Genomic DNA, 12252 nt, shown 5'->3' with positions numbered 1-12252 from the left:
GCTCATTCAATGGGCTTTGGTGAACGGCAGGGAGGCGTGGGGACCGTTGCGATTGAACAGGGTCATCGCCGAACCGCGACGGTATTCACTCGGGGTCTGGTCCATTTCGATACGGAAGTGCCGATTGAAGTTGGACAGGTTTTCATAGCCCACTTCAAAACAGATGCCCGCCACTGACATCTCGGTTTGCAACAGTAGCCGGCAGGCACGCTGAACCCTGAGCTTGCGCATCAGGTCGATGAAACCGTGGCCGGTGACTCGCTTGAAGAAGCGCGAAAAACCGGGCTCGCTCATGTTCAGGCGCTGGGCAATCACCGATAGGCGAATGTCGCCTGTGAGCTCGGTCAACAAGTAGTCAAAGGCCTTGTGGATGCGCTCGGAGCTTTGGGCATCCAGGGTTGGCGCGTAGTAAGCGCTGGCGAGCACATGGACGTCTTGGGAGGGCGCTTTCATCAGTGCATTGATCAGTTGCAGAAACAGAATCAGGCGTTCGAGCCCCTGAGCGGGGCCAATGTCTTCCAGCAGATGTGCGGCCTGCACAGCCGTTGCGCCGCAGAACTCCAGGCCCCGGCGTGCACGTTCAAACAGGTGCTGAAGCTCGCCCAGTTCGGGCATCGTTTCACGCAAGGCCAGAATCGCGGCACCGTCGAATTGCAGAACCACATCGCGTCCTGCCAGGAACTCGCCGGGTGCCAGATCGCCTATCCAGTCATGGGGCAGATCAGGGCCGATCAGCGCCACATGTCCGGCACCGAATGCGCCGATGTAATCGCCCGCAACCAGCTTGCCGCTGCCTTGGCGGATCAGATGGATTTCGAATTCCGGGTGGTGATTCCAGCGAGCCAGGGAGTAGGGGTAGTCGTGTTCATACCAGCGAAAACAATGATCGGGCTCGGGAAGAATGACCTCCAGTTCGGCGGGGCGCTGTTCAAACAGCGCGGCTCGGCTATCAGGCATGGCAGGTCTCTTTCTTTGTTATTTGTTGTTCGTATGCAGGCAACATACGCCTTCCTGCCTGGCGCTTGCTAGCTCGGGGATTGCTTGGCACTGATACTTTTTTGATCGCCAGGCTGTGTCCCGGGGACGGTAAAAAAAGTATCGGGTTGCCGTCCTCTGTGCGTTTGTCCGGGGTTTTCCAAGCTGGTGTAATCAAGCCGTCCACCATGGCTGCGCAGCTGTATTTGCCCGGCAATGGTTAACAACAAAAATAATAGCTTCCGTCGTCCAGGGCGCGAAGCGGAGAGCACTACGATGACCATCCCGAACGCACTGTACATTTTTGCCGGCCTGTCTTTTGCCCTCATCAGTCATGCAGCCGAAACGGTCACCATCGCCACTGTGAACAATGGCGATATGATCCGGATGCAGCGGCTCTCCAAGATCTTTGAGCAGCAGCACCCCGACGTGAAGCTCAACTGGGTGGTGCTGGAAGAAAACGTCCTGCGTCAGCGCCTGACCACCGATATCGCGACTCAGGGCGGGCAGTTCGACGTGCTGACAATTGGTACTTATGAAACACCGCTGTGGGGTGCCAAGCATTGGCTTGAGCCGATCACGGCACTGCCGCCGGCCTACGATCTGCAAGACATCTTCCCGTCGGTACGCCAGGGCTTGTCGGTCGACAACACGCTCTATGCCTTGCCTTTCTATGGTGAAAGCACGATCACTTATTACCGCACCGACCTGTTCAAGGGCGCCGGGTTGACCATGCCGGAGCATCCGACCTGGACGCAGCTCGGCGAGTTCGCCTCCAGGCTGCACGAACCCGATAGAGGACAGTACGGCATGTGCCTGCGGGGCAAGGCAGGGTGGGGTGAGAACATTGCGTTGTTGAGCACCATGGCCAATGCCTTTGGCGCCCGCTGGTTCGATGAACAGTGGCACCCGGAGCTGGCCAGCCCGGAGTGGACTGCCGCGGCGCACTTCTACGTCGACACCCTGAAAAAGTATGGGCCACCCGGTGTGTCGAGCAATGGCTTCAACGAGAGCCTCGCGCTGTTCAACAGCGGCAAGTGCGCGATCTGGGTGGATGCCAGCGTGGCGGGATCTTTCACGACGGACAAGGAACAGAGCAACGTTGTCGACCGCGTTGGCTTTGCCCCGGCACCGACGCAGGTCACCGACAAGGGTTCGTCGTGGCTGTATGCGTGGTCGCTGGCGATACCGGCCACCTCCAAGCATAAAGAGACAGCCAAGGCGTTCATCACCTGGGCCACGTCGAAAGAATACATTCAGCTGGTCGCTGAAAAAGACGGCATCGCCAATGTTCCGCCTGGCACGCGTCAATCCACGTACAACGAGGCCTATCTGCAAGCGGCGCCTTTCGCGCAAGTGACCTTGCAGATGATGCAGCACGCTGACCCTGCACACCCCTCGATCAAGCCGGTTCCTTACGTCGGCATCCAGTACGTCACGATTCCTGAGTTCCAGGCGATAGGCACCTCCGTGGGGAAACTGTTTTCCGCTGCGCTGACGGGGCAAATGTCGGTCGATCAGGCACTCGCTGCCGCACAGACCTCCACCGAACGTGAAATGAAACGCGCCGGTTATCCCAAGTAGCCAACGGTGCATCGGGGGCCACTGTCCTGGTTTGTCTGGACACTGAGTGGCCTCCATCGCGGACAAGCCGCGCGCCCACAGGATTGCGCAATTAAAGTGGGATCGGGTCTGTCCTGATGCGTCTCGCTGCCTGAACGCTACACCCCGCCTGCCCTTGATCGGGCTTACCCGAATGTTAGAAAACGGATGAACCATCAATGAAACGACTCGAAGGAAAAAGCGCGCTTGTCACAGGGGCTGCCCGAGGCATTGGACGTTCCTTTGCCCAGGCTTACATTCGCGAGGGAGCGACCGTCGCTATCGCGGACATCAACCTGGAGCGCGCCCAAGCCACGGCCACCGAGCTGGGGCCTGACGCATACGCTGTCGAGATGGACGTTACCCGCCAGGCGTCCATCGATGCGGCTATCGCCGCTGTCATCGCGCAGACCGGCAAGCTGGATATCTTGATCAACAACGCCGCACTGTTCGACCTTGCGCCCATTGTCGATATCACCCGCGACAGCTTCGAGCGTCTGTTTTCGATCAATGTGGCAGGAACGCTTTTCACCCTGCAGGCAGCGGCCCGTCAGATGATCATTCAGGGGCATGGCGGCAAGATCATCAACATGGCCAGCCAGGCGGGACGAAGAGGGGAGGCCCTCGTGGGGGTGTATTGCGCGACCAAAGCGGCGGTGATCAGCCTTACCCAATCCGCAGGGTTGGACCTGATCAAGCATGGGATCAATGTGAATGCCATCGCCCCAGGTGTCGTCGATGGCGAGCATTGGGACGGCGTCGATGCAATGTTTGCCCGCTATGAGAACCGGCCATTGGGTGAAAAGAAACAGCGCGTGGGGCAGGAAGTGCCTTTTGGGCGGATGGGCACCGCTGAGGACCTGACGGGCATGGCGATTTTCCTCGCGTCGTCCGAGAGCGAATATGTGGTGGCTCAGACCTACAATGTCGACGGTGGTAACTGGATGAGCTGACCTGTTTTTGCGCCGGCGTGGCGACGGTGCGATGCCTTCGCCATGACGGGTTCAGGGGGGCGTCGGTGGCGGGCCGCTATTGACCCGCAGCGTCCGTTGGCAGGGATAGCATCGCTCCAGCTCGCGTGCCAGATGAAACGTCAGCACATCATCAATGACTTCCCCGCCACACAAACGTAATCTTGCCGATTCGCGTATCAAGAAAAACAAAAAAACAGGAGTCATTGATGCAACCGATCCGTCTCGGTCTGGTGGGCTACGGCAAGATTGCCCAGGATCAACACGTCCCCGCTATCAACGCCAACCCCGCGTTCCAGTTGGTTTCTGTCGCCACGCAAGGGCAGCCCTGCGCCGGGGTCGAGAACTTTCGGTCCTTGGGCGAGTTGCTCGACAAGGGCCCGCAGGTCGATGCGATTGCGTTTTGCACACCGCCACAAGGCCGCTTCGCGCTGGTGCAACAAGCGCTGGCCGCCGGCAAACACGTGCTGGTCGAAAAACCGCCGTGCGCCACGCTGGGTGAAGCGATGGCATTGGTGAGCCAGGTGCAGGAGCAAGGCGTCAGCGGATTGTTCGCCTGGCATTCACGCTATGCGCCCGGTATCGAAGCCGCCCGTGCGTGGCTGGCTACCCGCACCCTGCACAGCGTGCAGATCGACTGGAAGGAAGACGTACGCAAATGGCACCCCGGTCAGGCGTGGATCTGGCAACCGGGCGGCCTGGGCGTCTTCGATCCCGGTATCAACGCGTTGTCGATTGCAACCCATCTGTTGGCGCTGCCGCTGTTTGTCGAGTCTGCTGAACTGCGAGTCCCCAATAACTGCCAGTCGCCGATTGCCGCTTCGATCAAAATGTCTGACGCGCGTCACCTCGACGTGCGCGCAGAGTTCGACTTCGACCACGGTCATGACGAACTCTGGAGCATTGAGATTCGCTGCACCGAAGGCACCCTGCGACTGGATAACGGTGGCGCATTGTTGAGTATCGATGGCGTGCGTCAAGCCGTCTCGGAGGAGGGCGAGTACGCGGCGGTGTACCGACATTTCCAACAGCTGATTGGCGACAAAACCAGTGACCTGGACCTCCAGCCGCTGAGACTGGTGGCTGACAGCTTTTTTGTCGGCAGTCGGGTATCGGTTGAGCCGTTCTACGATTAACGGCTGCTCGGTCAAAGGGTGAGGCAAGCGTCAGCCGCTTGCTCTCGTATTAATGTATTGACATATCGGTAAATGTCGATATCTTCGAGTTATGGAATTACTCGAAATATTCAAAGCCCTCTCAAACCGTACACGCCTTGAAATCTTGAAAGGTTTGAAGGATCCAGCCAAGAACTTCCCTCCGCAGGATGAAGGTGACGTTCATACGGTGGGCGTCTGCGTCAGTAGTATTCAAGAAGGCGTCGGCCTGTCGCAGTCGACGGTGTCTGATTATCTTGCAACGCTGCAACGAGTGGGCCTGGTCGAGGTCAGGCGCATCGGTCAGTGGACCTACTACAAGCGCAATGAAGCAACCATCAGTGCTCTTGTCGAGCTCATGGGGAAAGAGCTGTAGCTTTTTTTTACCGTAAGATATCGAGAAATCCCGATATCCCTTTTTATCGAAACGAGGATTGACCATGAAAGCGCTCATACTCAAATCATTTGGCGGCCCGGAATCGTTCGAACTTCGTGACGTGCCCAAGCCAGTACCGCACACAGGACAGGTCCTGGTCCGGGTACACGCAACCTCCATCAATCCGCTGGATTACCAGGTACGACGTGGCGATTATCCCGATCTGGTGCAACTGCCAGCCATTACCGGACACGACGTATCTGGCGTTGTCGAAGCCGTTGGGCCGGGTGTGACGACCTTCGCCCCGGGAGACGAAGTCTGGTACACCCCGCAAATATTCGACGGGCCAGGCAGTTATGCCGAGTACCACGTTGCTGCCGAAAGCATTGTCGGGAAGAAGCCTCCCTCGATCAGCCATCTTGAGGCGGCAAGCCTGAGTCTGGTCGGAGGAACGGCGTGGGAAGCACTGGCTGTGCGTGCTGAGCTCCGAGTGGGGGAAAGCATCCTGGTCCACGGCGGCGCGGGAGGCGTCGGTCATGTGGCGATCCAGCTGGCAAAAGCCATGGGCGCAAGGGTGTTCACGACTGTGCGCGAAGCAAACGTTGAGTTCGCTCGAAGTATGGGTGCCGACGTGATCATCGACTACGAAAAGGAGGATTACGTCGACGCCATCATCCGGGAAACCGGTGGTCGCGGAGTCGATGTCGTGTTCGACACCATCGGCGGCAATACACTGTCGCGTAGCCCCGACGTGCTCGCACAACTTGGCCGCGTTGTCTCGATTGTGGACATTGCCCAGCCACAAAACGTCGTTCAGGCCTGGGGCAAGAACGCGAGTTATCACTTCGTTTTCACAAGACAAAACCGCGGCAAGCTTGATGAGTTGAGCGCATTGATAGAACGCGGTCAGCTGCGGCCGCACGTTGGCGCTGTCTATTCGCTTGCCGACATTGCGCTCGCCCATGCCCTTCTGGAGAGGCCCAACAACGGTATTCAAGGAAAAATCGCGATTGCAGTAGGGCCGTCGTCCCATCTCGTCAGTGCGTAATTTTGATCGTTGAACTCACTTTAAGGGAACGCCATGATTTACGAGATCGCTGTGCTACCCGTGCACAAAGAACACATTGAAACGTTCAGGCGTGCATTTGCCGAGGTCGCTCCTTTGCTCAGCCGCGCAAAGGGTTACCGCGGTCACTTGCTCGCACAAGGGATCGAAACTCCCCAGCTATTCAACCTGATCGTGCGATGGCAATCACTCGAGGATCACACGCCGGGCTTCGAGGCGAGTGAAGACCATCGGATATTCATGATGGGCTTGGAGGAATATTTTTCGGAGGAACCGACGGTCTATCACCTCGAGGGTGGAGCCTTTGCTACAGGCGAATATGATGATCCGAACAGCGCCGCCGGCATGGGGAATGCTGTTGCCTGAGGTGTTTTTAGCTTTGCCGGATCACCGCTCTGCACTGTTCGCGTAAGCCCTGCACAACCTCAAGCCAGCAGCTCGGTGATCCATCGGGCCTGCCGGGCGATCTCTTGCAGCTTCGCCTCGGGCACGGCCTGCCGCGCACGGGCGAAGTGGGTCAGGGTCTGCTGCTTGTGGCGCAAGATGCGCTGCCACTTGAGCAGGAACGCCGGGCTGCGTGCCTGCATCTGCAGCGGGCCGAAGTACAGCTCCTCGGCGGTGTACGTCACCGCAGAGGCGCGCTCGGCGACGATGATTTCGTAGTCAAAGCGGTTTTCCCGCAGCAGTTCCTCGCAGAGGATGCGGTAGCCGTTGTCCATCAGCCATTGGCGCAACGGCTGCTCGCCGCCGTTGGGTTGCAGGATCAGGCGTTCCTGGCCGCTCAGGTGCGCCTTGCCGCTGTCGAGGATGTCGCGGATCGTCTCGCCGCCCATGCCGCAGATGCTGATCGCCGTGATCCCATCTTCCGGCTCGATGGCCGCCAGGCCATTGGCCAGGCGTACGGTGATTCGCAGGTCTTGACCGCTTTCGCGCACGGTGCGTTCAGCCGAGTGGAACGGCGTCAATGCCACCTCACCGGCCACCGCCGATGCGATGACGCCCCGGCGCATCAACGCTACCGGCAGGTAGCCGTGATCCGAGCCGATATCGGCGAGGCGCGCACCGGCTGGCACATGCGCCGCCACGCGTTCCAGGCGCATGGACAATGTCTGTTCGTTCAACCGCAACCCCTTTTCACCACAAACGACCGGCACTTTGGCCGGATCGGGGCGCCATTCTGTCGAGCAACGCCGTGCATTTCAAATTCCTGCGACCGGGGCCATGGATCGCCCGGTGCCTTGGCGCTCGAAGCGAACATGAATCCGAGCACTTTCTGCCATTGCTGAGTCAGTTCGGCGGTGCAATCGGCCAGCAGCGCCTTACCTCAATTTCACAAAACCCTCAAAGCAACCGTTCAATGGCAGAATCTCCCCCACTTGATCGTTTTGGAGAACACCATGCTTCGTGCGTTTGAACGAAGGCTCGACCCTTTTCCTCCTGACGAGGTACCACCGCCACCCGCCGGTCTGGCTCGTTTTCTGTGGGCCTGTACCCGGGGCGCCCGTGGTTACATCCTTGCGCTTGCGTTGCTCAGTGCCTGTGTGTCGATCTACGAAGCCTGGCTGTTTTCCTTCCTCGGTCAGGTCGTGGACCTGCTCTCGACCTGGCAGGCGGGCGGTGAAGCGGCGGCGCAGGAAAGTCGCGTGTTGTGGGGCATGGGCATCGTCATGGTGACCAGTGTCGGGCTGGTGGCGTTGCGCACCATGGTGCAGCACCAGATATTGGCGATTAACTTGCCGTTGCGGCTGCGTTGGGACTTCCATCGCCTGATGCTGCGGCAAAGCCTTTCGTTTTTCTCCGATGAGTTTTCCGGCCGAGTCACTACCAAGGTGATGCAGACGGCGCTAGCGGTGCGCGACGTGCTCTTCACCCTGATCGAGATCGCACCCGGGATCGGGGTGTATTTCATCGCGATCATCGCACTGGCCGGCGGCTTCGCGCTGAAACTGATGCTGCCGTTCGTTGCCTGGGTCGTGTTGTTCGGTCTGGCCATGCTGTACTTCGTACCCCGTCTGGGGAAAGTCGGGCAGGAACAGGCCAATGCGCGGTCGATGATGACCGGGCGTATCTCGGACGCCTACACCAACATCACGACGGTCAAACTGTTCTCCCACTCCAATCGTGAAGCGCACTTCGCGCGTGCCGCGATGGAGGATTTCAAGCAAACCGGCTTTCGCCAGATGCGTCTGGTCAGCCAGTTCGAGATCGTCAACCAGGCATTGGTGGTGGCGTTGATCATGGCCGCCGGTGGTTATGCCCTGTGGCTATGGCACCTGGGTGAGGTTGGCGCGGGTGCCGTGGCGGCAATCACCGCCATGGCGTTGCGGATCAATGGCATGTCGCACTGGATCATGTGGCAAATGACCTCGCTGTTCGAGAGCATCGGCACCGTACAGGACGGCATGGCAACACTGACCCTGGGCGCCAAGGTGCAGGATGCACCGGGCGCGGGCGCGCTGGTGACCTCTGGCGGCGCAGTCACCTTCGATAAGGTGAGCTTCAACTACAATGGCGAACGCCAGGTGCTCGACGGCCTGAGCCTGAGCATTCGCGCGGGCGAAAAAATCGGCCTGGTCGGCCGCTCTGGCGCTGGCAAATCCACGCTGATCAACCTTTTGCTGCGCTTCTACGACGTCGACAGCGGGGAGATTCGCATTGACGGCCAAAACATCGCACACGTGACGCAAGAAAGCCTGCGCGGCTCCATCGGCATGGTCACGCAGGACACCTCCCTGCTGCACCGTTCTATTCGCGACAACATCGCTTACGGCCGTCCCGATGCGACCGAGGCGCAAATTCGCAGCGCCGCGGCCAATGCCCAGGCCGATGGGTTCATTAGCCAACTGAGCGACCGGCAAGGACGTACCGGCTACGACACCCTTGTGGGTGAGCGCGGCATCAAGCTGTCGGGCGGCCAGCGCCAACGCGTCGCGATTGCCCGTGTGATGCTCAAGAACGCCCCGATCCTGCTGCTTGACGAGGCCACCAGCGCGCTGGACTCGGAAGTCGAAGTCGCCATTCAGGAAAGCCTCGATGAAATGATGCAGGGCAAGACCGTGATCGCTATTGCCCATAGGCTGTCCACGATTGCGGCCATGGACCGACTCATCGTCATGGATGACGGACGCATCATCGAACAGGGCACTCACAGCGAATTGCTTGGGAAGAACGGCGTCTATGCGCGGCTGTGGCAGCACCAAAGCGGCGGGTTCCTGGGAGAGGATAAGGGCGTGTTCGAGGCGATGGATCAGGTGTGAGGGGGGGAGGGTGAGCGCCCGGGCGAACTGTTGATTGGCAGAGCCCGGACTGAATTCATCCCTCCGTTGGAGGTTGTGTCAGCGCAGACGCTCGCGAAGTGAAAGGGCTAGCCATCGCCGTGAGTCGGGGGGCTGTTATGACACCTGTTATTGAATTGATTACATTGCGTATCAACTGAAATACGCATCAGCGGCATTATCACAGGCGACCGCCACCCCTACAGTAGAGAGGACATTTTTTCTCAGGGGCCTCCCATGATTCAGAGCATTATGAAAACTGCTTGCCTGACTACGTTTCTTGCCCTGTGTACAACCCTGTCGGTGGTTCAAGCACAACCATTGCCGCTCGGTAAAACCGGTGCTTTGTATAACGAAGACGTGGAATGGCGTAGCTTTCCAGCGTTTCCGCAAGCAGTAAAACTGGCTGTACTGGTCGGTGATCCTGCCAAGCCAGGCCCCTACGTCGTGCGAGTCAAAGTACCGAATGGCACGAAGTTAATGCCCCATACCCATCCTGAAGACCGTATATACACCGTCATGTCCGGTGTGTTTTACATTGGTTTTGGGTCTGTGTTTGATCCGGACAAGTTGGTCGCTTATGGCCCGGGCAGTGTCGTGGTGCTCCCGGCTAATACGCCGCATTTTCACTGGGCCAGATCGGGGGAATATATTTCTCAGGTGTACGGAACAGGTCCGCTGGGGCTTGAGTACATTGACCGTCGTGACGATCCTCGTCATGCGTCAAAGTGAATAAGAGAGGCGGGGCAGGCTCACCCTTTGGCCCGGTGACGCAAGCGCGAGTATGAAATCAGCATGCTGGTCAGCTCCTGCGTGAACGTGATCTGAACCGCGCGATCAAGGGGCGTTCCCGTTGGACCGGTCGTCGGCCTTCAAAGGCCTGATCGACCTGAAAGCGCCGGCCGTAGCAGTGAGCACTTCCGATGCCATCGCATGCGACGTATAGTCTGACTTTGCAGCCCATCCGTCTTTGGCCACAGAGAACGCTCATGAAATCCACCGAAAAGACAGCCGCCCTCGACCTGAAGCTTTCCGACTTCCTGTGCTTTGCTGTCTATTCCTCTAACCTCGCTTTCGGCAAGGCATACAAGCCAATGCTTGAACGGCTCGGACTTACCTACACGCAATACATCACCCTTGTGGTGCTGTGGGAAGAAGACAACCAGACCGTTGGCAGCCTCGGCGAAAAGCTGTTCCTCGAATCCAACACCCTCACGCCGATCCTGAAGAAACTGGAGGCGATGGGTTATCTGCTGCGCCAGCGCGACCCGGAAGACGAGCGGCAGGTTCGCATCCGCCTCACAAGCGAGGGGCGAAAACTGCGTGAAGGCCTCACGGAAGAAGGCTTCCCGCAAACCGGTCTTGATCCCGACGAATTCGTGCAAATGCAGAAAGCCATTGTGAAATTACGGGACAACCTCATCCGTACTACGAAAGACAGGGAATAAGCCGTTTCGAATGGCTACTTCACTGCGCCTCCCTGCTTGATGTCACCGCAAAAAATATCGACGTTGCCACTCTCCGGAGCCGTTCGCACGACGATGGAATACTCGCTGGAAAGCAGGTCTTGCAGGGCGATCGGTGCACTTCTTGAGAACGACCAGCCGCGTACAGGTTCGCGCTGGGTGTTGACCTTGTCGTTCATTGCAAAGGCCACTGGCCCGGGCTGCTGGCAGGTGCCTTTATGGATGAAGCTATAGAGACGCAAGGGCAAAGTCGCTCCGCTGGGAGCTCCCGTGATGAAGAAGCTGAGTCCGGTCTGTTTTTCCCAGCTTGTCAGCGTGACGTTGCCGATCTGCCCGGTGTTCTGTCGGGTGGCGACCAAGGGGACAGACACGCCATGGTCTGTTGAAGTGGCGCAGCCGAAAAGGCTTACGCTGATCATTAGGGTTGCAAGTGAGCATCTGAAGTTCATTGCCAACTCCTGCGTAAGAACTGCAATGGGTGATTAGCCGGTATAGAGCGAGGTGCTCGGGTTGCCTGTCGGCCCCCCTGCAGCACCGCGCCCCAACCGATGCTTTGCAATCAGGCTTTGCTGGCGGCCAGAAAAGCGCCAAGGCGTTGTCCCATCTGCTCGCCCAAGGCTTGCAAGGCACTGAATGGGCGAACCATCACCTCGAATTCGACGATTTTTCCGTGTTCATTGAAGCGGATCATGTCGATACCCTTTAACTCTTTACCGTTCACTTTGGCGCTGAACTCCAGGACGACACTCAAGCCGTTGGCCGTCGACAGTTCCCGGTGATAGGCAAAATCCTCAAATACGTTGACTACCGTGTTGAGAATCATCGATACCACGGCCGCTCCCGGGTAGGGCGTGTGGGCCATCGGTGAGCGGAATACTGCCTGTGGGTCCAACAACTCGGGCAGGGCGCTCAAGTCACCCTTGCGGATCATGTCGTGCCATTGCTTCAGGGAGTGCGCGGCATTGGGGTGCAGGTTCAGCTCAGACATTTTCAACTCCTGTATTTTTGTTGTTCTGTAGAACGTTTCAGTGTTGCACATGCAGTGTCGCCCGATGGCTTGCTGCAAGACCCTGATAGTGCCGCCAAGATCGACTGACGGCTATGCGAATGTACTAAAAGTAGCTCACGAAAAAGCCCGGCGGGTCAGGCCGGGCTTTTTGATGGGTACCGCTGTGAAGCCATTCATTCAGGCGACGCGGTTTTCAATCAGGCGGTCGGAACCACCTTCAGCGACGCGGTTTTCGATGAGACGGTCGGAACCACCTTCGGCGACGCGGTTTTCGATCAGACGGTCGGAACCACCTTCGGCGACGCGGTTTTCGATCAGACGGTCGGAACCACCTTCGGCGACGCGGTGTTCGATCAGA

At 58.5% G+C, this 12252-nt stretch carries 13 protein-coding genes and 1 pseudogene; 9 read left to right on the top strand and 5 right to left on the bottom strand.

All coding sequences use genetic code 11. The features are described 5' to 3' along the window. Nucleotides 1–6 precede the first annotated feature (6 nt). Entirely contained in the window at nt 7–957 is a 951-nt protein-coding gene (locus QMX98_RS07700) for an AraC family transcriptional regulator (protein WP_010459147.1), read from the bottom strand. Between the two features lie 294 nt (nt 958–1251). On the opposite strand from QMX98_RS07700, the gene QMX98_RS07695 reads away from it, so the two are divergent. From QMX98_RS07695 to QMX98_RS07670, 6 genes are all read left to right on the top strand, one after another. Next, nucleotides 1252–2559 (top strand): sugar ABC transporter substrate-binding protein, encoded by a 1308-nt coding sequence (locus tag QMX98_RS07695; RefSeq protein WP_282410503.1) that lies wholly within the window; start codon nt 1252–1254, stop codon nt 2557–2559. 197 nt (nt 2560–2756) lie between these two features. Then, complete coding sequence (locus QMX98_RS07690) at nt 2757–3530, top strand: L-iditol 2-dehydrogenase (protein ID WP_010459150.1); 774 nt, start codon at nt 2757–2759, stop codon at nt 3528–3530. Nucleotides 3531–3757: 227 nt separating this feature from the next. Then, nucleotides 3758–4684: a Gfo/Idh/MocA family oxidoreductase gene (locus QMX98_RS07685; RefSeq protein ID WP_077750111.1), complete on the top strand. Its 927-nt coding sequence runs from the start codon at nt 3758–3760 to the stop codon at nt 4682–4684. Between the two features lie 91 nt (nt 4685–4775). Further along, nucleotides 4776–5078 carry a metalloregulator ArsR/SmtB family transcription factor gene (locus QMX98_RS07680; protein WP_010459152.1) on the top strand — a complete coding sequence of 101 codons (303 nt, stop codon included), beginning with the start codon at nt 4776–4778 and terminating at the stop codon, nt 5076–5078. A 64-nt stretch (nt 5079–5142) separates the two neighbouring features. Beyond that, a complete protein-coding gene (locus tag QMX98_RS07675) occupies nt 5143–6126 on the top strand; it encodes a zinc-dependent alcohol dehydrogenase family protein (RefSeq protein ID WP_282410502.1) in 984 nt (327 codons plus the stop codon). A 33-nt stretch (nt 6127–6159) separates the two neighbouring features. Further along, entirely contained in the window at nt 6160–6510 is a 351-nt protein-coding gene (locus tag QMX98_RS07670; RefSeq protein ID WP_169857307.1) for an antibiotic biosynthesis monooxygenase, read from the top strand. Nucleotides 6511–6569: 59 nt separating this feature from the next. On the opposite strand, the gene QMX98_RS07665 is transcribed toward QMX98_RS07670, so the two are convergent. Then, nucleotides 6570–7265: a tRNA (adenine(22)-N(1))-methyltransferase TrmK gene (locus QMX98_RS07665; protein WP_186353611.1), complete on the bottom strand. Its 696-nt coding sequence runs from the start codon at nt 7263–7265 to the stop codon at nt 6570–6572. Nucleotides 7266–7541: 276 nt separating this feature from the next. Between QMX98_RS07665 and QMX98_RS07660 the strand changes: the two genes are divergently transcribed. The 3 genes from QMX98_RS07660 to QMX98_RS07650 all read left to right on the top strand — a co-directional run bounded on the left by QMX98_RS07660 (nt 7542) and on the right by QMX98_RS07650 (nt 10867). Further along, the gene (locus QMX98_RS07660; protein WP_077750115.1) at nt 7542–9401 is read left to right on the top strand and encodes an ABC transporter ATP-binding protein; all 1860 of its coding nucleotides are present in this window, start codon (nt 7542–7544) and stop codon (nt 9399–9401) included. 255 nt (nt 9402–9656) lie between these two features. Beyond that, nucleotides 9657–10151 (top strand): cupin domain-containing protein, encoded by a 495-nt coding sequence (locus QMX98_RS07655; RefSeq protein WP_010459158.1) that lies wholly within the window; start codon nt 9657–9659, stop codon nt 10149–10151. Nucleotides 10152–10408: 257 nt separating this feature from the next. After that, on the top strand, nt 10409–10867 hold the full coding sequence (locus tag QMX98_RS07650) for a MarR family transcriptional regulator (RefSeq protein ID WP_010459160.1): 459 nt from the start codon (nt 10409–10411) through the stop codon (nt 10865–10867). Nucleotides 10868–10881: 14 nt separating this feature from the next. On the opposite strand, the gene QMX98_RS07645 is transcribed toward QMX98_RS07650, so the two are convergent. The 3 genes and pseudogenes from QMX98_RS07645 to QMX98_RS07635 form a co-directional block, all read right to left on the bottom strand. Further along, a complete protein-coding gene (locus QMX98_RS07645; protein ID WP_102593386.1) occupies nt 10882–11334 on the bottom strand; it encodes a hypothetical protein in 453 nt (150 codons plus the stop codon). Between the two features lie 110 nt (nt 11335–11444). Then, complete coding sequence (locus QMX98_RS07640) at nt 11445–11873, bottom strand: nuclear transport factor 2 family protein (RefSeq protein ID WP_282410501.1); 429 nt, start codon at nt 11871–11873, stop codon at nt 11445–11447. 198 nt (nt 11874–12071) lie between these two features. Further along, nucleotides 12072–12252: pseudogene (locus tag QMX98_RS07635) on the bottom strand (hypothetical protein); the annotation flags it as partial.

This window comes from Pseudomonas sp. PS02303 (assembly GCF_029959925.1).
Classification (GTDB): Bacteria; Pseudomonadota; Gammaproteobacteria; order Pseudomonadales; family Pseudomonadaceae; genus Aquipseudomonas; species Aquipseudomonas mandelii.
This window is presented reverse-complemented; position numbering and strand designations above follow the sequence as displayed.